The organism is Tunicatimonas pelagia, from assembly GCF_030506325.1.
In the GTDB taxonomy this organism is placed as follows: Bacteria; Bacteroidota; Bacteroidia; order Cytophagales; family Cyclobacteriaceae; genus Tunicatimonas; species Tunicatimonas pelagia.
In genome coordinates, this window is record NZ_CP120683.1 from 3,374,344 (window position 1) to 3,400,811 (window position 26,468).

27 protein-coding genes are annotated in these 26,468 nt (G+C 44.7%); 9 read left to right on the forward strand and 18 right to left on the reverse strand.

Annotated elements, in window-relative coordinates; translation table 11 throughout:
- Positions 1-135 precede the first annotated feature (135 nt).
- The 4 genes from P0M28_RS14425 to P0M28_RS14440 all read right to left on the reverse strand — a co-directional run bounded on the left by P0M28_RS14425 (position 136) and on the right by P0M28_RS14440 (position 3,684).
- On the reverse strand, positions 136-612 hold the full coding sequence (locus tag P0M28_RS14425) for a toxin-antitoxin system YwqK family antitoxin (protein WP_302210624.1): 477 nt from the start codon (positions 610-612) through the stop codon (positions 136-138).
- The gene (locus P0M28_RS14430) at positions 612-1,520 is read right to left on the reverse strand and encodes an SMP-30/gluconolactonase/LRE family protein (protein WP_302210626.1); all 909 of its coding nucleotides are present in this window, start codon (positions 1,518-1,520) and stop codon (positions 612-614) included. The genes P0M28_RS14425 and P0M28_RS14430 overlap by 1 nt, the downstream gene beginning before the upstream one ends.
- A gap of 62 nt (positions 1,521-1,582) precedes the next feature.
- Complete coding sequence (locus P0M28_RS14435) at positions 1,583-3,016, reverse strand: sulfatase family protein (RefSeq protein WP_302210628.1); 1,434 nt, start codon at positions 3,014-3,016, stop codon at positions 1,583-1,585.
- A gap of 74 nt (positions 3,017-3,090) precedes the next feature.
- On the reverse strand, positions 3,091-3,684 hold the full coding sequence (locus P0M28_RS14440) for a nitroreductase family protein (protein WP_302210629.1): 594 nt from the start codon (positions 3,682-3,684) through the stop codon (positions 3,091-3,093).
- 188 nt (positions 3,685-3,872) lie between these two features.
- Between P0M28_RS14440 and P0M28_RS14445 the strand changes: the two genes are divergently transcribed.
- The 5 genes from P0M28_RS14445 to P0M28_RS14465 all read left to right on the forward strand — a co-directional run bounded on the left by P0M28_RS14445 (position 3,873) and on the right by P0M28_RS14465 (position 6,875).
- Positions 3,873-4,637 (forward strand): SDR family NAD(P)-dependent oxidoreductase, encoded by a 765-nt coding sequence (locus tag P0M28_RS14445; protein WP_302210630.1) that lies wholly within the window; start codon positions 3,873-3,875, stop codon positions 4,635-4,637.
- 47 nt (positions 4,638-4,684) lie between these two features.
- Positions 4,685-5,125, forward strand: coding sequence for a hypothetical protein (locus P0M28_RS14450; RefSeq protein WP_302210631.1), 441 nt, complete (start codon positions 4,685-4,687; stop codon positions 5,123-5,125).
- Positions 5,109-6,059 (forward strand): SelL-related redox protein, encoded by a 951-nt coding sequence (locus P0M28_RS14455; protein ID WP_302210632.1) that lies wholly within the window; start codon positions 5,109-5,111, stop codon positions 6,057-6,059. Before P0M28_RS14450 ends, P0M28_RS14455 begins: the two co-directional genes overlap by 17 nt.
- Positions 6,060-6,074: 15 nt before the next feature.
- Positions 6,075-6,263 carry a hypothetical protein gene (locus P0M28_RS14460; RefSeq protein WP_302210633.1) on the forward strand — a complete coding sequence of 63 codons (189 nt, stop codon included), beginning with the start codon at positions 6,075-6,077 and terminating at the stop codon, positions 6,261-6,263.
- A gap of 129 nt (positions 6,264-6,392) precedes the next feature.
- The gene (locus P0M28_RS14465; RefSeq protein WP_302210634.1) at positions 6,393-6,875 is read left to right on the forward strand and encodes a hypothetical protein; all 483 of its coding nucleotides are present in this window, start codon (positions 6,393-6,395) and stop codon (positions 6,873-6,875) included.
- 76 nt (positions 6,876-6,951) lie between these two features.
- On the opposite strand, the gene P0M28_RS14470 is transcribed toward P0M28_RS14465, so the two are convergent.
- From P0M28_RS14470 to P0M28_RS14475, 3 genes are all read right to left on the reverse strand, one after another.
- A complete protein-coding gene (locus tag P0M28_RS14470) occupies positions 6,952-7,875 on the reverse strand; it encodes a PH domain-containing protein (RefSeq protein ID WP_302210636.1) in 924 nt (307 codons plus the stop codon).
- 179 nt (positions 7,876-8,054) lie between these two features.
- Complete coding sequence (locus P0M28_RS31090) at positions 8,055-8,195, reverse strand: Txe/YoeB family addiction module toxin (protein ID WP_367281912.1); 141 nt, start codon at positions 8,193-8,195, stop codon at positions 8,055-8,057.
- Between the two features lie 164 nt (positions 8,196-8,359).
- Positions 8,360-11,332 (reverse strand): serine hydrolase domain-containing protein, encoded by a 2,973-nt coding sequence (locus P0M28_RS14475; protein WP_302210637.1) that lies wholly within the window; start codon positions 11,330-11,332, stop codon positions 8,360-8,362.
- A 505-nt stretch (positions 11,333-11,837) separates the two neighbouring features.
- Between P0M28_RS14475 and P0M28_RS14480 the strand changes: the two genes are divergently transcribed.
- Positions 11,838-13,415: a beta-N-acetylhexosaminidase gene (locus P0M28_RS14480; RefSeq protein WP_302210638.1), complete on the forward strand. Its 1,578-nt coding sequence runs from the start codon at positions 11,838-11,840 to the stop codon at positions 13,413-13,415.
- Between the two features lie 89 nt (positions 13,416-13,504).
- On the opposite strand, the gene P0M28_RS14485 is transcribed toward P0M28_RS14480, so the two are convergent.
- Together P0M28_RS14485 and P0M28_RS14490 are read right to left on the reverse strand one after the other, a co-directional pair.
- Positions 13,505-13,726 (reverse strand): PIN domain-containing protein, encoded by a 222-nt coding sequence (locus P0M28_RS14485; RefSeq protein WP_302210639.1) that lies wholly within the window; start codon positions 13,724-13,726, stop codon positions 13,505-13,507.
- Positions 13,727-13,728: 2 nt separating this feature from the next.
- Positions 13,729-14,001, reverse strand: a complete 273-nt coding sequence (locus P0M28_RS14490; RefSeq protein ID WP_302210640.1) for a hypothetical protein — start codon at positions 13,999-14,001, stop codon at positions 13,729-13,731.
- Between the two features lie 110 nt (positions 14,002-14,111).
- Here P0M28_RS14490 and P0M28_RS14495 point away from each other — a divergent pair, with 110 nt between their 5' ends.
- Positions 14,112-16,241 carry an alpha-galactosidase gene (locus tag P0M28_RS14495; protein ID WP_302210641.1) on the forward strand — a complete coding sequence of 710 codons (2,130 nt, stop codon included), beginning with the start codon at positions 14,112-14,114 and terminating at the stop codon, positions 16,239-16,241.
- Here the strand turns inward: P0M28_RS14495 and P0M28_RS14500 are convergent.
- Together P0M28_RS14500 and P0M28_RS14505 are read right to left on the reverse strand one after the other, a co-directional pair.
- Positions 16,228-17,055, reverse strand: coding sequence for a tetratricopeptide repeat protein (locus P0M28_RS14500; protein WP_302210895.1), 828 nt, complete (start codon positions 17,053-17,055; stop codon positions 16,228-16,230). The two genes, P0M28_RS14495 and P0M28_RS14500, sit on opposite strands and share 14 nt — an antisense overlap.
- 124 nt (positions 17,056-17,179) lie before the next feature.
- Positions 17,180-18,313, reverse strand: coding sequence for a hypothetical protein (locus P0M28_RS14505; protein WP_302210643.1), 1,134 nt, complete (start codon positions 18,311-18,313; stop codon positions 17,180-17,182).
- 157 nt (positions 18,314-18,470) lie between these two features.
- Here P0M28_RS14505 and P0M28_RS14510 point away from each other — a divergent pair, with 157 nt between their 5' ends.
- A complete protein-coding gene (locus P0M28_RS14510; protein ID WP_302210644.1) occupies positions 18,471-19,433 on the forward strand; it encodes a hypothetical protein in 963 nt (320 codons plus the stop codon).
- A 247-nt stretch (positions 19,434-19,680) separates the two neighbouring features.
- Here the strand turns inward: P0M28_RS14510 and P0M28_RS14515 are convergent, their stop codons facing one another.
- Both P0M28_RS14515 and P0M28_RS14520 read right to left on the reverse strand, forming a co-directional pair.
- On the reverse strand, positions 19,681-20,148 hold the full coding sequence (locus P0M28_RS14515) for a hypothetical protein (RefSeq protein ID WP_302210645.1): 468 nt from the start codon (positions 20,146-20,148) through the stop codon (positions 19,681-19,683).
- Between the two features lie 298 nt (positions 20,149-20,446).
- On the reverse strand, positions 20,447-20,701 hold the full coding sequence (locus P0M28_RS14520) for a helix-turn-helix domain-containing protein (protein ID WP_302210646.1): 255 nt from the start codon (positions 20,699-20,701) through the stop codon (positions 20,447-20,449).
- Positions 20,702-20,772: 71 nt separating this feature from the next.
- Here P0M28_RS14520 and P0M28_RS14525 point away from each other — a divergent pair, with 71 nt between their 5' ends.
- Positions 20,773-21,198, forward strand: a complete 426-nt coding sequence (locus tag P0M28_RS14525) for a hypothetical protein (RefSeq protein ID WP_302210647.1) — start codon at positions 20,773-20,775, stop codon at positions 21,196-21,198.
- A gap of 103 nt (positions 21,199-21,301) precedes the next feature.
- Here P0M28_RS14525 and P0M28_RS14530 read toward each other — a convergent pair whose 3' ends face one another.
- From P0M28_RS14530 to P0M28_RS14550, 5 genes are all read right to left on the reverse strand, one after another.
- Entirely contained in the window at positions 21,302-21,673 is a 372-nt protein-coding gene (locus tag P0M28_RS14530) for a VOC family protein (protein WP_302210648.1), read from the reverse strand.
- A gap of 114 nt (positions 21,674-21,787) precedes the next feature.
- Entirely contained in the window at positions 21,788-23,911 is a 2,124-nt protein-coding gene (gene fusA2, locus P0M28_RS14535; protein WP_302210649.1) for an elongation factor G2, read from the reverse strand.
- Positions 23,912-24,127: 216 nt separating this feature from the next.
- Positions 24,128-25,156: a lytic transglycosylase domain-containing protein gene (locus P0M28_RS14540; RefSeq protein ID WP_302210650.1), complete on the reverse strand. Its 1,029-nt coding sequence runs from the start codon at positions 25,154-25,156 to the stop codon at positions 24,128-24,130.
- Positions 25,156-25,830, reverse strand: a complete 675-nt coding sequence (locus P0M28_RS14545) for an LOG family protein (protein WP_302210896.1) — start codon at positions 25,828-25,830, stop codon at positions 25,156-25,158. The genes P0M28_RS14540 and P0M28_RS14545 overlap by 1 nt, the downstream gene beginning before the upstream one ends.
- 176 nt (positions 25,831-26,006) lie before the next feature.
- Positions 26,007-26,462: a four helix bundle protein gene (locus P0M28_RS14550; protein WP_302210651.1), complete on the reverse strand. Its 456-nt coding sequence runs from the start codon at positions 26,460-26,462 to the stop codon at positions 26,007-26,009.
- Between the last annotated feature and the right edge of the window lie 6 nt (positions 26,463-26,468).

The following is a 26,468-nucleotide window of genomic DNA, read 5'->3' on the forward strand; positions in this document are numbered from 1 at the left end:
AACCTGCTCCGGCAAGGAGTCGCTACTGCCTGCCGGTAGGCAATATTGTCAGACCTCGGCTATTGGCAGATAGATGATTAATTGTTGATTGTCAAATCATCATCATTCACTACTCATCAGTCATTAATCATTCACTCACTCCATCTTCTTCCCCCGCTTGTAGCGAACCGATTTTACAACATCGCCTGATTCATTGTAGTAAACCCAAGTGCCGTGCTTTTTTCCTCGGCGCCACTCGCCTTCCCACTTTAATTCACCATTAGCGTGATACTGGTTTTGACCTAAAAACTTGGCGTTTTTATCTAAACTAGGCACATTCAGGGGGTGCAGTGTTTCTTCGTTGGTGGCTAGTAGTTTCATCGCTTTTCCGGTGGTAGCTTCTTCCAGAACTACGGTATCGGCTACCAAAGAAAATTGCCCCCGCGAAAGCTCCTGGCTATTCACCGACTCACTACGCTCATTGTACTCCATCATAAACATAGTGTAGTTGTTGGGTGGACTAAGGTTCAGGCTAATTTGTTCTTCCGGAATAATGTAGGTTCCGTAAAGCGTATCGGTAGCCATCCCGGATGGATGATAGCTGAGCAAGCAGCAAATAGCAAGCCACTCCATCAGTTTGCCGTAACCTTATAAGCCACTACCCGATGATCCCGAAAGGTTGGAACCAAAAGCAGGTTTTGTTGCGGAATATAACCGATATCGGCGGCATTAATTTCTTCCGCTTTAGTATCCAGTAGTTTTATGGTTTGTCCGCTCTCAGCAGCTACGTAGTGTACTTCGCCTTGCCAGGTAGAGACAATATAATCACCGTTCGGAGTTTTTATAATCCCATCGGCCGAGGGAATACCTTCTAACCACGTATCTTGCACTTGTTTGCTATCCAAATCTATGGGAGCCAGAAAACCACCTCCGGCTGAAGCTAATAGCATTTGATTACCATCAGCCAGTAATCCGTTGGGTCGCTGCAAGGTCGAGTCCTCTAGCCAGACCATCGGCTGCCCACCCTCTATCATGTGGATTTTATCATTATCGGAGTCAGAAACGTACACTTGTCCCTGGCCGTTGATTGTAATGTCGTTCAGAAAGGTAGCGCCTTCAATGGGGTACTTGTTCAAAATTTCAGCGTCGGCAATGCTGATTTCCACCACCTCATCAAGATCTGATACGTAAAGTTTGCCATCAAATACACCCATTCCTTTGGGGTCGTTTAAGCCTTCCACCCAATTTAGTTCGTCTACTATTCCATCGGGAGCAAGCACGGAAATAAATCCGTCACCGTCTTTACTATCTTTATTGAACGCGCCAATATTGGCTACAAAAATCATATCAGTTACTTCGTCGTACAGCACCGATTCGGGAGTGCGGAGTACAGTATCAGTTGCCCACTGTTCCTGAAAATCAACACTCAACGATGGCTCTTCTGGTAGGGTGGTCTCAGCAGTTGTTTCCTCAGTTTGATTTCCTGAACTACCGCAAGCGGCTATAAATAGGCTAGTAGCAAAAAACAAGATCAATCTCATAGGTAAAAGGTTAAGTTTTGTGATTAGCAATTTAGGAAGCATTTTTTGCCTGAGCAAACGATTTAAGGAGTGTAAGGCACGGTTTCTTTAGCATCTACCGGGTAGCCCCACTCCCGGATGTATTCCATACCCGGACGAAATTCGTCTCCTTGCTTTTTAAGTTTTTTGGTGAGCAACTTGTCCAGCTCTTGCTGCAACTCGGAGTACGCTGGATTATTGATGAGATTATTCATCTGGTAAGGGTCGCGCTGATTATCGAAAAACAGCCAGGATCCGTTCAAGTCGCGCGTGTAGGTGTAGCGCAATGTGACGATGCCCCGATATTCTTTACCCCCTCGGTCGAAGCGGTTCCACTGGCCAAACGGTTGTACGCAGCTAATTAGTGTGGTAGTGTCGGGCAATGGAAGTTGCTCAATCAGATACTCACTAAAATCATAACCTTCTACTGATGATGGGATTTGAGCGTCACTCAACCCAAGTAAGGTGGGCATAATGTCGTAAGAGTTCATAAGAGCAGCGTACTCACCGGGTAAAATCTGCGGATGGCGAATTAGCATCGGTACCCGGATAGATTCTTCGTAGGGTTGCTGTTTTTTGTACGCCCGATGTGAACCGAGCAGGTCGCCGTGGTCGGAAGTAAAGAGAATAATGGTGTTATCGCTGGTTCCGGTGTCCTCCAGTGTTTGCAGAATATTAGCAATCTGGTCATCTAGCGCAGTGCAGTGAGCGTAGTAACCCGCTAGGTCGGCTCGTACCATAGAATCCATCTCCGGCGGTACATTCGGATGCAGTTGCATCTCTTTAGGGGCGTACATATTCAGATACTCCTGTGGAGCAGTTCGATACGGAGCGTGGGGCGTGCCCCAGCTTACGAACAGAAAAAACGGTTGCTCATCTTGCGCGTGATCGCGGATATACTGCTGAGCATCTTCCGCCTGAGCAATGGCATCGTAGCCCTCCCAAAATTTTTTCTCGGGCGAATTGGCAGTATAGTAAGCTGAATTATTATAGTTATGCGAGCATTCCAAGGCTTTCCAGTACTGAAACCCCTGCCGCCGACCACCCGGTGGAGTGAAGCTATGACGACCTCGGCCATCTAAATGCCACTTGCCAATGTAGCCGGTCTGATAGCCAGCGTCGGCCAATACTTCCGCAATAGTGATAGCAGTAGTATCCAGCTGCACATCGTTCATAAACAGCCCGTGGGTCAGTGGGTGTTGCCCAGTAAGAAGTGAGGCTCGGTGAGGCGTACATACGGGCATTCCCGAAACGGCATTAAATAGGTTGGCACTCTCCGCAGCTAACTGGTCAATATGCGGGGTTTTTACGTTAGGGTCGCCCCGGTAGCCAAATGCTTGCGCTCGCCACTGGTCGGTATGCAGAATAAGAATGTTAAGGGGCTCCTCCGGTTTCGGCGAATTACGCACTCCCAGTGTTAATATTCCGAGAGCTACAAGCAAGAAACCGAAGAACAGCTTATGGGTAAAAGTAGCCATGAGTAGGGTTATGAGTCGTTAAGTATGCCAGTGTAGTGAATGTTAAGAAGCTTTCGGACAGTGATAGTAATTTTTCACTCTCTAACCCAACTCACCTTCTCGCTAATAGCGTCTCGCCTTCCTTCGGGCCACTTATCGGTTTTAGGCATACCTAGGTAGAAAAAGCCGAGTAGCTTATCTTCAGCTTCTAGCCCAAAAAAAGATTTGGCTTCCTCGTAATAGGTGACTCCTCCGGTTCCCCAATAACCGCCTACTTCGTAAGCCGAAGCGGTCAGGTACATATTTTGCACCGCGCAAGCCGTCGCCATCACTTCCTCAATTTCGGGTACTCGCGCCTTTGGGTCGCGCTTCATGCCAATGGCTATAATGTGCGAGCATAGTAGCGGTTTTTTCTGAAGCTTTTCGTACTTTTTCTGATCGAAAGAGCCTTGAACTTCTGTTACTTTTTTATACAAATCAGCCTGGAAATTGGCGAGTTTTTGTAGCCCCCCACCCGAAAACACAGTAAATCGCCAGGGTTGCGTTAATCGGTGGGTGGGTGCCCAGTTAGCATTTTCTAATATTGCTTGTATTACCGTATCATCTATGGTTTCTTTATTGAATACGGCCGGATATAGTGATCGGCGATTTTGAATTAATTCGGTTGCTTGCTCAGGGGTGATATTCATGGGTTTTGGGTGTTAGAGTGCTAAAGTATTTTAGTACGTGTTAACGTATTGATGTATTCATGTGTTCAGGTAAGTACGCACTTAAACACTGCGCGGTGGTCTCATTAACACCTTAACACAATAACACTTTTGAATATAGCACCTTCGTTAAATTATTCGTATGATTAGGTCTAAATATCCAGTTGTTCATGAGTCTACAAATTGATTTATCGGGTCAGAATATTTTGGTTACCGGAGCTACCCGAGGTATTGGGCGGACAATTGCCGAGCAATTGGCTAAAGCTGGAGCTAGAGTAGCTATCCATTATCGTCAAAGTCAAGAGCTTGCTGAGCAATTGGCAGCAAATCTGGAAAATGGAGCAGTATCATTTCAGGCTGATTTAGAAGATTCGGAAGAAGTGCTGCAATTATTTAGCAGCGTACTTCACAAATTTGATTGGATAGACGCACTAGTGAACAATGCCGGAATTGCCATTGGTGCGGAGGTAGAAGCCACTGATGAGGCTTTCGTAAATACTTGGTCTAGAACAATGCGCGTCAATTTAGATGCCACTGGGTTACTATGTAAAAAAGCCGTTAACCATTTTCAGAAAACTGGTGGCGGACGCATTGTAACTATTTCTTCTCGAGCCGCCTTTCGGGGCGATACCAGCGACTTTTTGGCTTACGCTGCCTCTAAAGGGGGAGTAGTCGCGCTTACCCGATCTATTGCCCGAGCGTACGGTAAACAGAACATCAAAGCCTTTACAGTGGCTCCTGGCTTTACCTGCACTGATATGGCCGAAGATTTCATTGAGAAGTACGGCGAAGAATACGTCAAGAATGATATTGCCCTTGCATCGCTCACGCAACCGCAGGATATTGCGCCTACCATTGCCTTTCTACTAAGTGGGTTGGCCGATCATGCTACCGGAGCCACCATAGACATCAATGCGGGCAGTTACGTTCATTAAGCATAAAAATGAAAAACTAAAATCAGAAATAGTCGGTTAATTTCAGTATGGAAAAACCATTACGGCAATTACCATTGGGGGTAGAGCCTTGGATGAGAGGTGTATTATTACTTGCGGGAGCTTACAATGTGGGTTGGGGAGCTTTTATCTATTACTTTCCAGCTTCCTTTTACCAGTGGATTACCGAAACTTCAGTAGTCCCTCCCGGATTAATTAAATGGCAGGGAGCGGGAGTGCTATTGTTTGGAGCAGCTTACATTGTAGTAGCTTTATATCCGCAGCGATTTTGGTGGGTAGTTCCGCTAGGAATCTTATCGAAGATATTTGGAGCCATTGGCTTCTACCTTTTATTTATTCAGCCTACGCTAACAGACTCCTACTTGTTCCATCTGATTATGAACGATTTGCTGTGGCTAATACCGCTGACTATTATTTTTATCCGAATGATTCAAGTACGAAAACAACGTTCTCATGAAGCGACTGCCTGAGTGGATCGGTATGCTGTTGCGCTTCATTGGGTTCACCAACCTACTGTGGGGGCTAATACTGGTGTTCGCTACTGAAGGGTTACTTCGGTGGGCACAAATAGATGTACCGGTGGTATTGCTACCCTGGTATATGATTGGAGCAATTGCTATGCTCTTAGGAGTGGCGTATTACTTCACCTCATTTAACCCGGTAAAGGGGTTACTGGTACTGTTATTAGGTTTTTTAATTAAGCTTACAGAAACCGTAGCGATCATTGCCGGCTGGGCTTCTGAGGTTATCACTCACCAACTAGTGCTGTACTTTGCCGTGAAAGATTTGATCTGGCTGGGCCCGCTAGGCGCTACCCTTTATTTTGTATTTCGCGAATGGCAGGCACCGCACGATGCTCAGAATATAAATCCAGAAGAATCACTTCCTGAAACCTTAGCAAAATTTTCTACAAATCAGGAGCATAACCTCTCATCACTTTCGTATGAACAGCCTTTGTTGCTGGTCTTTTTACGGCATTTTGGCTGCACATTTTGCCGTGAGGCACTACAAGAAATTGCCGAAAAGCGTACAGCCATAGAAAATCAGGAAGTAAAAATAGTGCTCGTTCATATGGGAAGTGTGGCGCAAGGGGAAGCATACTTTGCTAAGAATAATCTGAGTGGATTATCCCATATTAGCGATCCTAGCTGTCAATTATATAACTTGTTTCGCTTGCAACGAGCCCGGTTTTCGCAGGTGTTTGGTTTGCGGGTTTGGTTACGTGGATTTAAAGCGGGCGTACTGCATAGTCATGGAATTGGCAAGTTAGTAGGCGATGGCTTCCGAATGCCGGGGGTTTTCCTCATCTACCAGGGCGAATTGCTCAAAAGCTACAAGCATCAACTTGCCTCCGATCGTCCTGATTATGTTTCTTTGGCGAGTTGCGAGGTTGTTATTTCCTGATAGCTGGCACTTGATATGTGCGAGTTTGATAAAATTATCAAAGAGAATATCGAGGCTATTTTCATTCCGCTGTTAGAAAAGCTTCTGGGAATACGGATTGCCCAGTCGAGCGAACTAAAAGATAAAATACAGCGGACTATTGAGCGAGAACCCGATTACCTGAAGCGTATTACGGATTCTACTGGGGCTACTTTTATTCTATAGCTAGAATTTCAAACTGCCGACGACCCTAAAATGGTTTATCGTATGGTGGAGTATAAAGCCATTTTACAGCGCAAGTACGAAATACCAGTTAAGCAATTTGTCATTCATCTTGGTGTTAATCCTTCAAAAATGAGAACCAAGCTTAACCAAGAGGAAGAGATTACGGGCTTTGAGCTAAAAAGTATTCATAACTTACCGACTACTGAAGTACTCAATTTCGACATTCCCGAGGAAATTATACTTTCTATTCTCACGGATTATCCCCGAGCTGATGCTAGTCAGATTATTTCCCGTATTATTTTCAAACTACAGAATGCTGCCCAAAGCCCTGCTGACCTAAATCGCTACATACGACAATTGCTCGTGTTATCGCGTTTGCGTAAATTAGATGGTGAGATAGAAAAACAAGTAAAGAGTATGCCTATTACTTACGATATAACTAAAGATCGTTTATATAACCGTGGTGTTGAGCAAGGTATCGAGCAAAAGACGCAAGCTATGATTACTCGGCTTATTAGACAAGGGCTGCTTACTGATGAGCAAATTGCTGAGGTAGCTGAAGTAACTGTAGCCCAAATAGTCCAGGTCAGAGCCAAACTTTACAGAAAATAGCTGGTATCCAATCTGAGGAGGGGCTAAGCTATTTACGCTGAAGGCTGTATTGGCGGACTATCTGCTCCGGTGTTAATCATAATAGCTGATCTATTTGCTCCTTAAATTCCTTTGGCTTGTCAATGTGCAAGCCAATTACTTTAAACCGCTTCTTCATTCCGTAAAGCCCTATCAGCCTATTTTCTTTCTTCAGGCTGATAACTACATTATGATTTTCCATCTCTCCCAGCGGTGAAAGTTTTGCAAAATGGGGCCTCTCTACTGAATGACTCGTTAGTTCCACTGATTGAATAGCTGAAAAAGGAATTTCAACTTCGTTCAGAATACCGTATCGTAAAGTCAAACTATTCTCATTGATTGAGATAGGGCGTTTGGCGAGTGAGCGGGCAAAGCCAAAAACTTGAAGAGCGGTGTAGATACTTAAACCAGATAATACCCAAGCAGCAATAATGCTCCACTTAGCTAGCAAAAGGTGAAGAACGAATGTTTCAATGATGATAATAAAGATAAAAGCTCCGAGTAGTGCGGGCGTTCCGCTTTCTTTATGGTAGGTAAATTCGTTTTTCTGTAACGTTCTGGTTCGCCAGTTGAGAAATCCGTAGTAAATCACGGAAACTTCAGTGACAACGGGCATAATTACTGCTTTAGGAAGGATCTCGCGACAGGTACTTTTTAAGGCTGAGAAGAAATCAGGGTTAGCCCCTTTCAATCGTTTATACTTACCAATTGTGCTACGAACTTTTAGAATGACAAACGTCAGCACAGAAAGCTCGACAATTGGTAAACCCCAGGTTTTGAACCAGGCTAAATATGTTTGACTTTCTTTCGGCAGAAAATACGTCCCGATCAGCAGCCCAACAACCATGACCGGAACCGCCGTTGTCTTCGGGATTTCCGTTTGGCGGATAAGCAACAGATACACCAGCGGAACGGTCAGCAACAGATCAACAGTAATGGCGAGAGTGAATAAATTACTATTCCCCGATAAAGGTGATTTCATTAAGAAAATAAGTGCTCCAAAAAGGCTTAGAGGAAGTCCGAACGTAACAAGGTTTCTATGAAAGGTAAGTGGTCTAATCATACGATTTCTTGCTTTTAGGTTCTATTGAGGTATACGGATTAGCACCCAAATGAGTTGAAAAGGGGTGTACGACAGCGCGGCTGCCGCAATTTTGCGAATTATGAGTCGTAGAGATAGCGACAAGCATAGATGAGTAATTCGTCTTCAGCTACTTGATAAACCAATCGGTGCTCTTGGTCTATTCGTCTTAACCAGTATCCAGCCAAATCATATTTAAAGGGTTTCGTTATCTTCTTCAACGCTATCTAAGTACTTTTTTAGCCCGGCTCGGAATTCGGAGAAATTAGCAGCAATCATAAATCTATTTATTCTTGTTTATGTACGAATATACGTACTTGTTTAAGAACAAGTTCTAACAGAAACTGCTTCTACTAACGAATAATCCTATCGTAAAAAATTAATATTATTCTCGCCCGACCGAATACGTAATTCCATCTACTAACGAGTTGTAGATTACTTGCTGGATGTTGGTGCGGGTGTTGAGTTTGTAGAGGCGAGTGTTGTCGCGGGTGGGATGCACACGATTAGAGAGGAAGACGTAGACCAAGTTATGTTCAGGATCGGCCCAAGTGAAAGTTCCGGTGAAACCAGAATGACCGAAGCTGGCATCACTACTACTTACGGCAGCATTTCCGGTAGGCGAACGCTCTAAGTTAGGTTTGTCAAAGCCCAAGCCCCGGCGGTTGTCATTTTCAGGAAATTGGTAGCGGGTAAACTCTTGAATCGATTCGGGATTAATGTATTGCTTTCCGCCGTACTCGCCTTCATCCAGATACATTTGTATTAGTTTGGCTAAATCGTTAGCATTGGCAAATAATCCAGCATTGGCCGAAACACCACCCATCATAATCGCACCCTCGTCGTGTACCGGACCATGAATCGCTTCGCCACGAAAGGCATAATCGCTTTCGGTAGGGACAATGCGCTCCAGGGGAAATTTTTCAAACGGGCGAAAACCTAGCGTAGTAGCCCCCAGGGGCTTATAAAAATTATTGTTGACATATTTCACGTAATCTTCCCCAGATAATCCTTCCACCATTTTAGGGAACAGATAAAACGCTAAACCCGAATATTTATACTTAGCTTCGTCTTCCAGGGGTGATTTTTTGATGGCTTTGTAAATTTTCTTTTGGTAGTTACGGTGCAGCCACATATTATCGGTAAGCTTAATAGGAAAACGGCGGGACGAATCTGATTTAATCGTAAACCATTTATGACTGCCATTGTCGCGCAGCGTGCTTTGCCAGTAAGGAATCCAGGGTTTGAACTTAGCCTGATGCGCCAAAATCTCCCGAAAAGTAGCCTCGTCTTTATTAGAGTTTTTGAAGTACGGCAGATAGTCTCCTAGACTTGCTGACAGGTCAAACTTTCCTTCGCCGTGTAGTTTCATCAGAGCCGGTAAAGCCGATGAGATTTTGGTGATTGAAGCCAGATCGTATAAGTCATCCAGCTTGACCTTCACTGTATCACTGTACTGCTGTAAACCATAAGCTTTGTGCATCACCACTTTACGATCTTTAGCCACCAATACCTGGCAGCCGGGAATAGCTTTGGCATCGATGGCTTCTTTTACCAGCGAATCAATCTGAGAGCAAAGAATTCGAGAGTCCAACCCTACATCTTCCGGCATAGTGTAGCCGAAACGTAGGTCGCCTTGTATCGTTAATCCATCGCCCGCCTGATACTTATTTCCGATACTCACCGGTAATGTTCCACTCGCACCAATGCCTCCGAAGATAAGCTGAGCTGCCAGTTCTTCGGTATGACGATTATCCTGATACGCCACAATCAACCCATCTGCTTCTTGCGGATTAGGAAGCTTATCTAGCACATAAGGATTTTTAAAGACGGACAGTACCGTATTTTCCCGTTGCGTAAGTTCACTTAACAAGCTTTTTACCGAAGCTGATAACTTTAACTTATTGCGGGGATACTTACTGTTATCATGTACACTTACCAAAACTACATCATGATTGGCTATTTTTTTACGAATGGTTTCAGTAGCACTTGAACCAGCGTTAGCCGCTATTTTCATATGGTCAACTTCACTATACAAACTTAGTGTCTTCTGAAAAGAAGTAATACTGCTTTTGGCGCCAATAGCTACCGAAGCGATGCTCAGTGTATCTAACTGGCGAATAGGTAACAAGTCGTTTTCATTTTCCAGTACGGTTAATGCCGCTTCAATCAATTTGCGGTTAAGCAGCTCTCCTGCGGGAGTCGTCATATCGCTAGCAATATTTTTGACCACTACGGGTTGATAATTATCCAGCCCAACCCATTGCTTTACTGCGAGTATTTTGCGACAACGCTCATCAATTTGTTCCTGGGTGATAATTCCTTGCTTAATGGCTTTACGGATTTCGGCAATGGCGCGTGGTACATCTTCGGTAAATTCCAGTAGGTCATTTCCCGCCAGGATCGCATCTTTATCAACTACACCCGGTTCGTTCCCAGCAGTCACGCCCTTCATATTCATGGCGTCGGTTACAATTAGTCCAGTGAAGCCTAGCTCATCCTTTAAAATATCAGTGACAATAGATTTAGATAAGGTAGAAGGCAAACCTTGGGTAGGATCTAGCGCGGGAATGTTCAGATGAGCGACCATTACTCCGCCTACTCCTGCATCAATAATTTTACGAAAAGGGTACATTTCCAATGAATCTAGCCGGGCACGTGGGTGATTGATTTGCGGTAGCGCGTAGTGCGAATCAGTATCGGTATCGCCGTGGCCGGGAAAATGCTTGGCCGTGGTCAGGATTTGCTCATCTTGCATTCCGCGCATGTAGGCGATTCCCTTACGAGCTACATTCTCCTTATCTTCGCCAAACGAACGGAAATTAATGACTGGGTTCGCTGGATTGTTATTCACGTCGACCACCGGGGCAAAGTTCATGTGCATTCCGGCTCGTTTCATCTGCCGGGCTACTTCTAGCCCCATTTGGTAGAGCATATTATCGTCCTGAATGGCTCCCAACGTCATCTGAAACGGATAGCTAATCGTACTGTCCAGCCGCATCCCAATGCCCCACTCTGCATCCATTGATACCAGTAGCGGTACCTCAGAAGCTTCCTGAAAGTCATTCAGCATCCGCGCCTGTCGCCCAGGTCCACCCTGAAAGAAGACCAATCCGCCTACTTTGTGCTTGTTGATCATTTGTATCAGAGCCTGCTTATGTGCTTCGTCGCGGTTAGAATACGCCGCCACGGCAATAAGCTGGGCAATCCGTTCGTCGGGTGAGAGGGTTTGCATTACTGAATCTACCCAAGCACTCTGAGTGTGTTGGAGAAAAGGTGGTTCGCTGGTCTGAGCGAACAAAGTGCCGTACAATAAGCTGAGAAGAAGAAAAACCCCTACTAATTTTCTAATATCCATACGTGCGAGAATTATTTACGCAAGTTTGCTAAAATTTCGTGCCAAACAGCTAACGAAAGTACGGGGATGATTGCATAAAAAAAAGCCCCGCCAGGTGTCCGAGATTCGGAACATCGCCAACGGGACTTTAAGTGGGGGCAAAATTGAGAGTTGGTTAATTGCCTCTTTGTGGTTTAATGTAGTGTCTGGTTTGGTTAATTTACATGCATTAGTAGCAATCAAAATGGTAATGTCACCCGCTATAGTGAATTTTCCTAAGTCATTTTTCCTCATCAGAATAGAAGCATCGTAGAACCTTGAAAAAATTTGATGTAAATATTTAAATTTGAGTGCGTTAGCCTGAAAGTTCAGCGGGGTGCGCGCAAGGGGTGTGGGAGGAAGCTTTGAACTTTCCGCGCCGCGTTGGCGTGAATTTTTTGTTCGTTTTTGTTTCAAGACAAAAATGAACGGAGCATCTTGCTACCTATTAGCAATGAATTATCAGTCTTTGCACCAAATGTATCACATGAAAATACTTAGTAAGCTCCTAATCCTAACCGTTTTCTCACTTTATGCAAGTTGCACCGCCGAGCCACCCGCCGAACCGACTGACCTTACCCAGGAAGTAATTATTCCAAAACCTGTTTCAGTAACCACTAGTGGTGGTGCGTTTACACTGACCGAAACCACTAGAATTTATACGCAGGGCAATGGCGAAGAATTAAATCAAATAGCCCGTCAGCTTTCTGACTATCTATCTCCCGCTACCGGATTTAATCTACCAGTAGAATCTACCGAAGGCGAAGCTGATGACGGACATATTTTACTACAATTAGACAATTCTGATACTGAACTGGAGGAGGAGGGCTACGAGCTTAATATTGCTGAGGATGCGTTAACACTCATCGCTTCGGAACCCGCTGGACTCTTTCGAGGACTCCAAACCATTCGCCAACTACTACCGCCCGAGATTGAAAAAGGTTCTCCTCAAGAGCTGAGTTGGGAAATTGCTACGGGCACTATCCGTGATTATCCCACCTACGAATACCGGGGTGCTATGTTAGACGTAGCTCGTCACTTTTTTCAGGTGGATGATGTGAAGCACTACATTGATCTGATGGCTTACTACAAGCTGAACCATCTTCATCTGCACCTCACCGACGATCAGGGCTGGCGTATTGAGATTAAGTCGTGGCCTAAGTTGGCTGAATACGGAGGGAGTACCCAGGTTGGTGGCGGAGCCGGTGGACACTACACCCAAGAGCAATACACAGACATTGTGCAGTATGCTCAGGCTAGGTTTATCACCATTGTTCCTGAAATTGACATGCCCGGTCATACCAACGCCGCGCTTACTTCTTATCCTGAACTAAATTGCAGCGGTAAAGCTGCTGAGCTGTACACGGGTATTGAAGTAGGTTTTAGTACGCTTTGTACTGATAGCGAAGTGACTTATCAGTTTGTGGATGATGTAATTGGAGAGCTAGCCGCGCTTACGCCTGGTCCTTACATTCATATTGGCGGCGATGAGTCGCACGCCACGCCGATGGAAGATTATATTCCCTTCGTGAACCGGGCGCAGGAGATTGTGCTAAAGCACGGCAAGCAAGTATTTGGCTGGGACGAAATTGCCAACGCCGATTTGGTAGATAATGCAGTAGTGCAATACTGGGCTGAGGCTGAAAACGCTACTAAAGCCATCAAGCAAGGCGGGAAAGTAATTATGTCGCCCGCCACCAAAACCTACCTGGACATGCAGTACGATTCTACCACTGAACTTGGTTTACATTGGGCGGCCTATATTGAGGTAGACAGTGCCTACATCTGGGAACCTACCGAAATGGTAGCGGGCGTAGACCGGGAGCATATTCTGGGCATTGAAGCTCCCCTTTGGTCGGAAACGGTGACTAATATGGATGAAATTGAGTACATGGCCTTTCCCCGCCTGATTGGCATCGCCGAAATCGCCTGGACACCCGCCGCTGACCGTCAGTGGGAAGACTACCGCACCCGTCTCGGCCAGCACGCCCCTTATTTGAAGGCGCTAGAGATAGATTACTACGCTTCGGATTTGGTGGAGTGGGCGGAAGACTCAGTACAGTAAAGGTTAATATTACCTTTAAGCCTGATAACGCTTTACTTGAATCAGCTTCAGGTATTCACCATCCAAGTGATTAAAATCTTGATCTGTTGTTAGCAGTCTTGAATTCGTAACAGTATATCGGTGAGTAGTTTCAGCCTCTTCTTTCCCCAATAGTTCCGGCGAGCAAGAGATTTAATTTCACCAACAGTAACTACCGAAATTACCGGATTATTTTCTACTCCGAATGGGTCATATTCCTTTTCTACGTATTGCCGAGTTTTTTCATCCCGAAGATAAACCAATACGATATTGGTATCTAGTAGATAATTCATAACTAGATCATTTCTAACAACTTATCGATTGATTCTTCTACATTTAATTCGTCAATCTTCTCAAAGAAGTCCTTCTTGTTAATAGGTTTGAAATTTTGCTCTTCTTTTAATTCCTCAATATTCATTTTTTTTCGCATCGGCCTCGCCAAGGCATGTAACACCTCTTCTTCTGCTACAATCTTATGAATAGCCGAGTCAACCTTCTTTAGTTTGCTAGTATCATGCATTTCCATAATCTGCTTGATCAGATTTAGTTTTATGGTTTCTTCTTGCATAGGTCAACAGTATTGGATAATTGAATGGTGATCGTACGCATTGCTTATTCGGTGGGTTCGTCTATTTTTACGATTGGACTGCTTTTATTGTTTTCAGAAAATCTATCGTTATGAAGTTATGGATTCTTTTCACGCGCTTAGCAGTCATTACGACAGTGGTTTTATGCTACCTACCCAGTCAGGCTCAAATAGGCACTCCGGTAGAGCTACTGGTTGACCAGCAAACTCCCGAACCTTTTAGTGTTACTAAAGCGGACTGCTACGTACAATTTTCGGGTGACAGCTTGGTATTGGGTAATGCTACTATTGAGCGGATTTTTGCTTGGAACGATGGAAACCTAATCACTGCGAAGTTAACGGATAAGGGTAGCGGTCATTCTTGGAGAATGACGAACAACCGAGTGGATACCCAACTACCGAATAATCCGGAAGAGGCAGCAGCGCAACAACTTAGCGTACACTGGCACGATACTACTGCGCTGGAGCCTGCTTATCTGGAAGCAACCGTAACTACGCAGTACATCAAAAAGGTATTCAGAATCTATCCTCGTACTCCCGCTATTGCTTGCGCGGTGTTTTTTCAATCGCCTGAGGCTTTGGTAAACTCAACCTCCGTGCAACCTGCCAGCGATGGGGTGGAACGAGCAACCTCGCAGGAAGCGCAGGCAGTTACGCTTGATCGATTATCGCTACCAGGTTCGCACTGGCAGGTTACGAACGTCCGTTTTCGCGATGCCACCGACCATAATAATACGTTAGTCTACTCGCAGGATCAATTGCTCTTTACCAAGCCAACGCATTTGCCAGGCAACCTGCTATTTGCTGAAGAGTCAGCTTCTGAGCACGGGATTTTCTGGTTGAAGGAAGCCCCTTTGGGAGAAAATCAGCTCGCCTACGTGGGGTACGATTTTGAAGTGAAAACTGGGGAAATAGCGGTAACAGGACCTGTCCCCAACCAAATGGGAACTGATAGCATTTGGCATTCTGCTTATCGGGTTGTAACCGGAGTATACGGCTCAGAGCAGGACAAACTGGCGGCTTTACGTTCCTACCAGCATCAAGTGCGAAGCTACCAGCCGAAGCGAGATGCCATGATTATGATGAATACTTGGGGGGATCGGGGTAAGGATGGAAAAATTAATGAAGCTTTTGTACTACGGGAACTGACCAGTGGTGCTCGTCTGGGTGTAACGCACTTTCAGATTGACGACGGTTGGCAGCAAGGGTTATCTAAAAATTCAAAGTCGGCAAGCGGAGATCTTTGGGATCAGTGGTCCAAGGATGATTGGCAACCGCACAATGATCGCTTTCCGCGTGGGCTTTCCCCGATCGTACAGCGAGCCGCTTCGTTAGATATTCAACTGGGACTATGGTTTCACCCTAGCAACGCCGGGGAGTACGCTACTTGGGAGCAAGATGCAGATATTCTGATTGACCTTTATCAAAAACACGGCATCAAGGTATTCAAAATCGATGGGTTGCACATTGAAAGTGCTCGGGCGGAGCGTAACCTTTGTCAAATGTTCGAGAAAGTGCTTACAGCTAGTGATGGGCAAATTGTCTTCAACCTGGATGCTACTGCCGGAAGACGCGGCGGATACTTCTACCTGAACCGCTATGGTAATATTTTCTTAGAAAACCGCTATACCGACTGGGGAAATTACTATCCGCACTGGACACTACGTAACCTGTGGATGCTCAGCCATTACATACCACCCCAGCGACTGCAAGTAGAATTTCTGAACAAGTGGCGGAACGCATCTAAGTATGCTGCTGCTGATCCGCTGGCTCCAATTAACGTTCCTTTTGACTATCAAGTAGCTATAACGCTTATGGCTCAACCTTTGGCGTGGTTGGAGGGAACCGGCCTACCCGAAGAAGCCTTCGCTGTATCGGGAATGCTCACCAAGTACCAAGAAACGTCTGAAGCACTGCATCAGGGAGCTATTTTTCCTATTGGGCAAGAACCCAATGGGTTTAGTTGGACGGGTTTTCAGTCAGTTATTAGCAAATCAGAAGGTTATCTGATGGTGTTTCGGGAGAATAACGCCCACGAAAAAGTTGATTTAGCAACCCGTCTGCTACCGAACCAATTAGTAACCTTAAAACCCATACTTGGCCAGAGGACAGAAGCTCAGGTGCGTACCGATGCACAGGGGCAGCTTCCCATTATGCTACCTCACGCTCACTCATTTGCCCTATACCATTACCGATGCGTGCCTTCTACTACCGATCAGTAAAGAAAATGCGGGAATCAATTTTTCGTATAAGCTGGTCAATATCGTACTGGTAGATTTGCTCCTGTACTTCTACGTAGGGGCGTAGATGAAAATAGCCCTGCTGAAAGTATTTTTCCGCTTCCTGAACCAGTTGAAGTGCCTGAGCATTTTCACCTCGCTGGTAATGAATACGACTTTTGTGGTAGTAGCAATCTGATAATTGGGGATAGTACTTCAGGGCGCGGTCAAAATCGGCGAGGGCATCGTCGGGTTGATTGAGTTTTTCGTGGGTAAGGCCACGATACAGAAAAGCGTAGGTATCTACGAAGCTTTCGTCTTTTTCTTGGGTGACCTCATCAACGTAACGGGTAAAAAACTGAAGAGCCATTGAATAATCCTCCAGGCCGTAGTAACAGAGGCCACGCATATAGTCCACACTTTGGGCTTGTGGATAATCGGTAAAGTCGGGGGTAAGCGTATCGGTGGCATTAAAATCGGCAATGGCCCGCTCGTAGTCGCGGTAAAAGTAGAGATACAAGTAGCCGCGCCAGCCCTGCCACTGCACCGGGTCGTATTCTATCACTTTTTGGTAATAGGTATGCATCTCGTACGGAAACCCTCGCTTCAAGTAGGGAATACCGCGTTCGCGCCAAGCTACCGCATTCTCAGCGTTATACTTCAATGCTTCGTCAATTAAGAACTGGTCGGGAACGGTGCCTTGATTGTAGTAGTAGCCACTGCCCACCATAAAAGCCAGTTGTTTTGATAGCTGTAGCTTTTCATCATCCGTAAATTCTTTCTGATACCAGTTTTCTGGATCGGATTGACAAGCCACTACCAAGCTTAAGCACAATAAACAAATGAAAAGCCTCCAGTTAAGCAGAGGCTCGCCAGATATACCTATTCCCCCTTTTTTAAAGGGGGCTGGGGGGATTTTATCTCCCAGAAGAGCACTTCTTTTATGGCAATACATCCACCAACTTTCCATCTTTCAAACGAAATATTAGGTAAAAATAAGTATCTCGAGTCTCACCGTCAATCACACTCGGACTCCAGGTTCGCAGGTTGTAAACAATATTGTACAAATGGGCAATTGTTTGCGAATTGAATTCCTTCTTACCAAAGTCTAAATCGGCTTGTTCGGTAATAAACCATCCCGCCTTGCCCTCGCAATTTACCACAAACCGAAATGTTAGATAGCCCGATTCATCAAACAGTAAACTACTATCCAGTTCGGAGTAAATAATGTTGAGCATCACTCGTTTTCCTTCAGCATAACTACCGTCGGGACTGGAATGATAGTACTGAACTATACTTTCGGGCGAATTGCATATAGCGAAATCGGTTGGCTGATCTATTGCCTCTTCAGGATTAATGTAGCCTACATGTTTCCGTCTGTGGTCAGCCAGTTGTTCAAACTGACTCAGAGGCATTTGCTCTACCAGCTCCCAGTGTTCTTCACCGGCTGATGATACGCCTTGATCCTCAAAGAAGCCTAAGCCCGCAGCGTAAGTAGTTTGATAACTTGATCCCTCTACGGTAGTATCACCCTGATAGATTCTTTGATAGCGATTTTTCAGAGTAAACCGTCGGGCTACTCGTCCCGCTACCGTGGTATCTTCTGCATTCTGCTGAGTTTGTATGTTCCACCAGGTGTTATCTTCCGCATATTCCATCTTCAGCTCCAACACCGAAGCACTGTCACTACTGTTCCAGCTTATTGCTACTGGCTGAATGATCTCAGCACGAAAAGTATCGCTTCCGTAGTAGTGTTCATTCTGGGCGAGCAGCATTTTGTTGTCCTGAAGAGTGTATACGCTGGTGCGATACTTCTCAAACCCAGGATTGTAACTGCTGATAGTTAGCTCGTCGGAAGCCGTTAATTGGTATAACTGGTAGCGAACATCTGTGCGAGTACCTCTAGTAGGCCCGGGGTTGACGTGGTAGTAGTACTTATTGACTACGCCTTCTCTCAATCGGTCGGTCGAGGGTAGGTACTCGACAGCCATCCCCAAATCGGTTTGGGTAGATTCGCAGGCGGTTAGAAGCATAAGAAGTAATATTAGTCCGCTACCAAATCTATATACTTTCATGCGTGGGAAGTATTTTTAGCTCGAGTATTTGCGCTAAGATAGTGCTCACTCATCAGGTACACTATTATACTTAACTATTTTACTGCTGGCCTGATAATCTTTGGCTAGCTGTACATTATCCACGGTAGTAAGTATATTAGGATACACCCTTGTACCTATGAAACTCTTTCTACCTTTTCTTAGCCTTCTACTACTGAATACTATGACTACTGCCCAATCCGATTTCCCCAGCACAACGATTAGCAATGAGCAACTTGAGGCGAAGGTGTATCTACCGGATGCCAAGAACGGTTACTACCGCAGTACCCGTTTCGACTGGGCCGGAGTAATTGGTAGTTTGCAGTTTAAAGGGCACGAGTACTTCGGGAACTGGTTACCAGAACACAACCCGCTTAATCCTGAATCCATCAGTGGCCCAGTAGAAGCATTTTATCCTGTCGGCTACGAGGATGGCGACACTTTTCTGGTAATTGGTATTGGGATGCTACGGAAGCTGAGTAACAAGCCTTATCATTTTATGGATCAATACGAGATTGTAGACGGCGGGCAGTGGGAGGTGCAGTCAGGTGACTATCAGGTTAGGATGATCCACACGCTTAATCACGAAAGTGGCTACGCCTACGAGTACACTAAAACTATTCGTCTGGCGGACGGAGAACCCAAGATGATACTGGAACACCAGCTAAAAAACATCGGTGAGAAACCATTGGAAACCACAGTCTACAATCACAACTTTTTCATTATTGATGGTGAAACTACCGATCCCAATATTACGACTGCTTTTAGTTATGATTTGGAGGTGAAAGACGGAAAAGGTTTTGGTGAAAAGATAGTAGCTCACGGAAATAGGCTAGTTTATAAAACTGCTTTGCAGAAAGGAGAATACGTATTCACCCCTAATCTAAAGGGCTACGGCTCTACGGCTGACGATTATGACATCCGTATTGAAAACGTAAAGTCGGGAGCAGGCGTACACATCACCGCTGATCGACCCCTCCTGAAGATGATTTACTGGGCCTCGCATACTACCGCTTGCCCTGAGCCTTACATCCAGATTGATGCTGCCCCCGGCGAAGAGTTTACTTGGGATATTGGGTACGAGTTTTATGTGCTGGATTAGAGTATATTTGAGGAATTGACCTGCTGGATCTTGCTAAAATAATATTACCAAACGCTGCCGGATCACCAAGAGATTGTATGAAATCGACAGTTGAAGCTACTGTTTTCTCATATCGTGCGTTCTGTGGTAGCAATAAACTCACCTTGATAGGCTTTATCTACGCAAAGTATTTCTAAATGGTCAAAAGATCTAGTTTTCAAAGCAATCGCTCAACACCTTACTTACTAATTTCCAGCGAAAATCTGCATTACGCACCTTCCTTCATATCGGGCGGTTCTGTACGTAATCTAATAGAGTCCCTATAGGCTTCTATTTTACCTAATAGCACCTCTTTTTGCTGTTTACAGTCAGCTAACTCCTTCCTTAAGTCACTTATCTGTTGCCTTTCTTCACTATTGGTAGGATAGATAAGCTTTTCTGGCTCTTTTAATATTATATCACCATAAAGACCACTAATTACACCACCGTAACTTTCATTTTGTGAAGCTTTCATCACGTCCTGAAACACAAAACGTGCATCAACTGGAAAGAACTTGAATAATTGAATTAAATGACCCAAAGGAACATCTCTAGCTCCGGAAAAAACATTGGTTATAGCCGAATTACTAATCCCTAGAGTCTTAGCAAAAGAATTCTTGTCCTTAACTAAATGACTATCTTTCAGGTGCTCATACACTTCAATAAACCTACGGGTTACCTTTTTCCGATCATCCATTTCAATATTTTTACATTTTGTGAAAAAATATTTGCTATTATTTCACTTTATGTGTAAGTTTGTTGTGTACTTGTGGTAGAAAAATAAAAAAAAGCTGAGGAAAAGCCCACCTTATGGTAACTGAAAAGTAATCGCAGAGGTAGTACACAGTCAGATAGAACCACTTACTAAATTGATACTTTATCCTTCAGAGTAAATGTGAGACTAACGTTCGCCCGCTGTAGTCTACTGGCAACTTACGGATAAAATAGGTAGGAAAGTCTTTAAGTTTATATACTGTTTCTATAATTATTATTCCCTATTGTAGGCTCTCGTGACTTGTACGAAATAGATCATCTAGTGATATCCGAAGTGCCCGGCAGATGCGGTAGGCAATTATTAAAGATGGGTTAGTTTCTCCTCGTTCAATACGCTGATAGTGTGAAACATCAATATCTATCCGCTCTACAACTTCATATTGAGTCATTCCTCTTTCTTTTCTGGCAGATCGAATCTTTTCACCAATTAATTTGCGAAGCTGTTTGTCGGGTTTTCGCATAATGCGAAAATCCATTAAAAAAATTCGCGATAGAACGGTAAATAATCCTATGATAATATTTATATTCGATTTAACTGTTCTTTCTAATGCAGAAAATAGCGCTCAAATCACTCTTAGATTTGATGAGTTCTTATTATAGTATCTACACTACTCAATTCTACGAACAACGTCGCGAAGATTCTACTGAGAATCAGGTTGAGCCTAGAAAACTGCCTGATCCACCTTACTTTGTAGCTGTGTTAGATTATTTGAAAGAAGTGGGATATGTCTTTAATTACGATTCCATTTGTTTCGAGTATAGTGGTCATATCCATACTTCTGACTTCTTTATCTTTCAACGTGACATTCAGCACGCGTTTCGGGAGCTTAGTAAAAGATTTTGGCAATGCTATCAAAGTCAGCATGGGGAGCAAATTGACCCACCTAACTACTTCGTTGATTTTCTAGACCACCTTGAGCGTCAGTACCGTATCCTGTTTAAATACGATCAAGGTACTTTCGTAGAAGAATAGTTACCTATATTAAGTCGGGTTAAGCTAGATGCAGCTTCTGGTGAAGACTTTAGCTGGGATATCGCGTATGAGTTTTATACGCTAAATGGTCAATAAGCCATGTTTAAACGTGCTGATCAATCAGAACGGAGTTTCCATCCGGGTCAACTACCATAAAACCGGCAGGGCCGCTGGTACTTTCATCAGCCTCACTTTCCAGTTTAACTCCCTTTTTCTTTAGCTTCTTCTGAATATCTCGAACATCATCGTAGCCCGCCAGCGTATTAGCGTTCTCGTCCCAGCCCGGATTAAAAGTCAAGACATTACCCTCAAACATCCCTTGAAATAAGCCAACAAGGGCGTTTCCATCTTTCATAATCAAGTAGTTCTGCTCCATATCTCCGCCGAAGACTTCAAAACCCAAATTCTCATAAAACACTTTTGACACGCTAAAGTCTTTCACGCTAAGGCTGATAGAAAATGCTCCTAATTTCATAGTTTATTTTTTAAGTTAATTACCTACTATTTGAGGAAGAACATCCGAAGTTTCCAAAACCTCAGGTGTTTGAGGGAACAATTGCACACTGTTCCCTGCCCATTGCTAATTGAATTAGGCCATCTCTAGCTCACTGTTGGCAATCAGTTGCTTCTGAGTATCGTAAGGAACAGGAGAGTATTCAGCGAAGGATGTTTTGAAACTGGCTCGACCGTGAGTGAGCGACTTTAGGGCACTACTAAAATTCATCATCTCCGCTAGGGGAATTTTTGCTCGGATAACTTGGTACTGGTTTTTAGTGTCAATGCCGATGACTAGCGAACGGCGGGTTTGTAGTTCGGTCATTACATCGCCCATCATCTCTTCGGGCACCAGCACTTCCAGGTGGTTGATCGGTTCCAGAATTTTGGGATCAGCTTGCATAAAAGCTTGTTTGAAGGCTTGCATTCCGGCAATCTTAAACGAAATATCGTTAGAGTCTACCGCGTGCATTTTACCATCAAAAACCAGTACGCAAATATCGCGAGCGTAGGAGCCGGTTACTGGACCATCTTCCATCTTTTCCATCACGCCCTTGAGAATAGACGGCATGAAGCGAGCGTCGATTACTCCACCAACAATGCAGTTGTAAAACACCAGTTTTCCGCCCCAATCCAGATCAATCACTTCTTTGTTACGGATGTTGTAACCTTCGGGATCAGCCATACCTTCAGTGTAGGGCATGATCGTCATATGTACCTCCCCAAATTGCCCCGATCCGCCCGACTGCTTCTTATGCCGATACGAAGTGGTAGCTTCTTTTTGAATAGTCTCGCGATATGCAATGCGCGGTTCTTCGTAGTGAACTTTTACATTGTACACATGCTCTAGCCGCCACTGAGTAACTGTTAGGTGTAGCTCACCTTGGGCGGTGAGAATGAGTTGCTTTAGTTCGCGAGAGAACTCAATGTTTAGCGTAGGATCTTCGGCGTGTAGCTCCCGAATGGCTTCGCCTATTTTTTCTTCATCATTCTTACTATCAGCGACAATGGCGGTGCGAACCCGGGGTTCAGGAAATTCCATCATCGGGTATTCCATGCTGGCGTTGGCATCGCGCAGGGTATGGTTGGTTTGGGTGTCTTTGAGTTTTACAGTGGCTCCAATATCTCCGGCTACCAGTTTGTCTACCGGATGTCGTTGGCTACCGTCCATAATGTACAGTTGGTTCATGCGCTCCGTTGCTTGCGACTGCGGATTGTACAAATCCATGCTGGCAGTTACCTCGCCCGACATTACTTTAAAGTAACTCACTTTACCCAAATACGGCTCAATCAGGGTTTTGAAGACGAACAAGCTGGTGGGCTTGCTGGGGTCACAGTTAATTTCTTTTCCAGCAACGGTAGGTTCGGGAGCCATATCGCAGGCACCGGGAGCTACGTTATCAATAAAGCCCATCATACGGCCACTGCCCATATTTTGCTTGGCCGATAAGCAGAACACCGGAAATATTTCGTGCTTCTGCATTCCGATTTTTAGGCCCTGCCGCAGTTCATCTTCATCCAGATTACCTTTCTCGAAGTACAGTTCCATCAAGCTATCGTCGTTAACGGCGGCTTTTTCCACCAGTTCGTTGTGTAATTCTTCGGCTTTGGCTTTTTCACTATCGGGGATAGGAAGTTTTTCGGGCTTACCTCCTTCGGATGGGAATTTATACATAGTCATCTTCAGCAGGTCAATAATGGCATTAAAGCCCTCACCGGGATTAACCGGGTACTGCATTAGGGCTACCGCATCGCCAAAGCTTTGCTTAGCCGATTCTATGGATTCGTCAAAATTAGCTTTGGGATGATCTAGCTGATTGATCGCTAGAATGGTAGGTTTCTGAAATTGGTCAATGTAGTTCCAGATTAGTTCGGAACCAACTTCCACTCCGTGTTGAGCATTCAGTACCAGTACGCAGGTATCGGCTACCCGCACCGACGATACGACCTCGCCCATAAAATCATCCAAACCCGGAGTGTCAATAATATTGATTTTGTAGCCGCGCCACTCGGTGTGCAAAGTGGTAGCGTAGACCGAATTTCCGCGTTCGTGCTCAATTTCGTGGAAATCCGATACGGTGTTTTTGCTTTCTACGGTGCCCCGTCGGTTGATGATGCCGGCCTCGAACAACATGGTTTCCGCTAATGTTGTCTTGCCGGATTTTGCGCCGCCCAGCAGCACAATGTTTTTGATGTGGTGATTGTCGTACACTTTCATAGGACATGATTGGGTTTGGAGTGGAACAAAAAGTAGCGAAGCTCAGACGTTTCTGAACAGGAGAGGAAATGAATATACGCAGAAGAAGGGAGAAAGGAAAGAGGAGAAGGCAACGTGTTGAAGTGTGCCACGCTTTTTGTTAGAGCGTAGTGACGAAGAGCACTCAGTCTTTTCGTTAAGTGCTATAATACTAAGTGCGATAGTCCTCTAACCCAGTTAATCACTCACCTGAACGGTGGGATTGTACTGCTCAGTAGGGTCTTGCGAAATTAAAATTTGGTAGGTGTTTCGCTTCACAGTAAGCTCGGGTTTCCGCAGCCAAGGGTTGTAGCGTTTCAGAATTTTATAGCTTACTCCGTGCGTATGAGCAAATTCTACTAAATCGTCGATGGTTTCGGTAACCGTGACTACTTTAAATTCAGGCTGATAGTAGCGTTCTTGGGGATCGATGTAAAACCCGTAGGCTTCGGGATTTTCCATTATCATTTTCATCGCCACCAGCCGAAAAAAGTAACGAGCCGTTTCTTCATTGAGTAGCATATCGAAGTAAGAGTTAATCTTTTGTTCTTCTAGTCGGCGTTCAAATCCCCGCATTCCAATATTGTACGAGGCGGCTACATTTACCCAGTTACCAAACTTGGCGTGGGCTTTTTTAAGATATTTGCAGGCAGCTTCGGTTGATTTTACCGGATCGTAGCGTTCGTCTACCTCTTTATTAACTTCTAAGCCAAAATCTTTGGCTGTTCCTTTTAGTAATTGCCAAAAGCCGACGGCATCTTTGGGTGATCGGGCGTGTTCTACCAACCCACTCTCAATTATTGGTAAGTACTTAAAATCAGTAGGCACATCATTTTCCTCCAAAATTTTCTCAATAGTCGGTAACCAGCGCTGGGCTCGCTTAATCATCAGAATGGTGTTGGAGTGCCAGTTGGCGTTTACGTGAATCTCCCGGTCGAGACGCTCGCGCAGGTCGGGTTCTTGCAAAGAAATGGTTTCGCCTACAAAGTTCACTTGTTGCGGAATAGGAACGGTAAATGCTTTGTACCCCGCGGGGGTCATAATTACTTCGGGAGTACCTTCTAAGTTTTTGGGGGCGGTAGTTACCGAAGGTTCGTCTTCGCCCACGTTGCCTAATTTTACGTTCTCTCGTTGGCTACCAGCAAATTCTTGCCAGCCAATGTAAATGAGCAATCCAATAATAAGCACGGATTGAATAGCTACTTGTGTTTTAATGTTGTTGAGCATTAGAAGTTGGGCGAAAGAAGGTACTTAGAATAAAACTCGTCAATAACCGCTACGGCATCGGTAGCCGAATCTACTATATTTATTAAATCTAGGTCTTGCTCATTAATGTTTTTTTCCTGCTTCAGCATAATTTCTTCAATCCATTGCAGTAGCCCTTTCCAGTAGTCGCTACCCACCAGCACAATGGGGAAACGGCCCACTTTCTTGGTTTGAATGAGCGTGAGTGCCTCAAAGAGTTCGTCTAACGTGCCGAAGCCACCGGGCATTACGATAAACCCTTGGGAGTACTTCATGAACATTACCTTACGGACGAAGAAGTAATCGAAGGTGATGATCTTGTCAGGGTCAATATAGATATTGCTGCTCTGTTCAAACGGAAGAATAATGTTCACCCCTACGGATTTACCATTCTCACTTTTGGCTCCTTTGTTTCCTGCCTCCATAATACCGGGACCGCCCCCCGTAATTACTCCGTAACCGTGGCGTACGATTTTAGCGGCAATTTCTTCGGCCATTTTGTAGTACGGGTGGTTATCGGGCGTTCGGGCCGAACCAAAAATCGTTACGCAGGGACCGATCTTCGCTAGCTTCTCAAAGCCTTCCACAAACTCGGCCATAATTTTGAAGACCGCCCAGGAATCATTGGTTTTGATCTCGTTCCAGTCGCGGTTCATAAAGGCTTTTTTAATGCGCGATTCTTCTTCACCGCTAACAGTGCTTTCGGGTAGCTTTTTGGGGGTTCCGTTGTTGTCTGTTGTGTTCATGTGAGTTCTATTTTGTTATTATTGTACTAAGCGACTATCGCGCGGTGTTAGGGTGTTATAGTTCTTAGTGCTATTGTTCGTTAAGCCTAAAGGTGTTTTTTCGGGAGTGATAAGATATAATGATGATTCGGTACTTCTTGCTTTGTGTAGCCTACGCTTGGTTCGGATACGCCATTCTGCCTATTTTGAATATATTTAATTAAAGCTAATATGCTTTTACGAGTGTCATCTACAGACAGATGTATCTGTCTTAACTCGGGTTCAGGAAAATAGCTTAAACCTTCTAGTACGTACAATATACTTTTCACTTCTGCTACTGAACTTTGAGCTACATTTAAAAATTGAGAAAATTCTTTGGGGTGATAACGAGCAAAACCCTCAGCAATATTGTTCATGATAGATAAAGCTGCTCTTCTAAATTGTCTCTGAGTATCGTAGTACTTGCGGAGTTCTCCCTTTTGACTTAATCGGTAAACTAACCGTACTACCGAGCGAGCCGATTGCCAACACCGCAAATCCTCAAACCTCTCTACTTTCGCCATACCAAA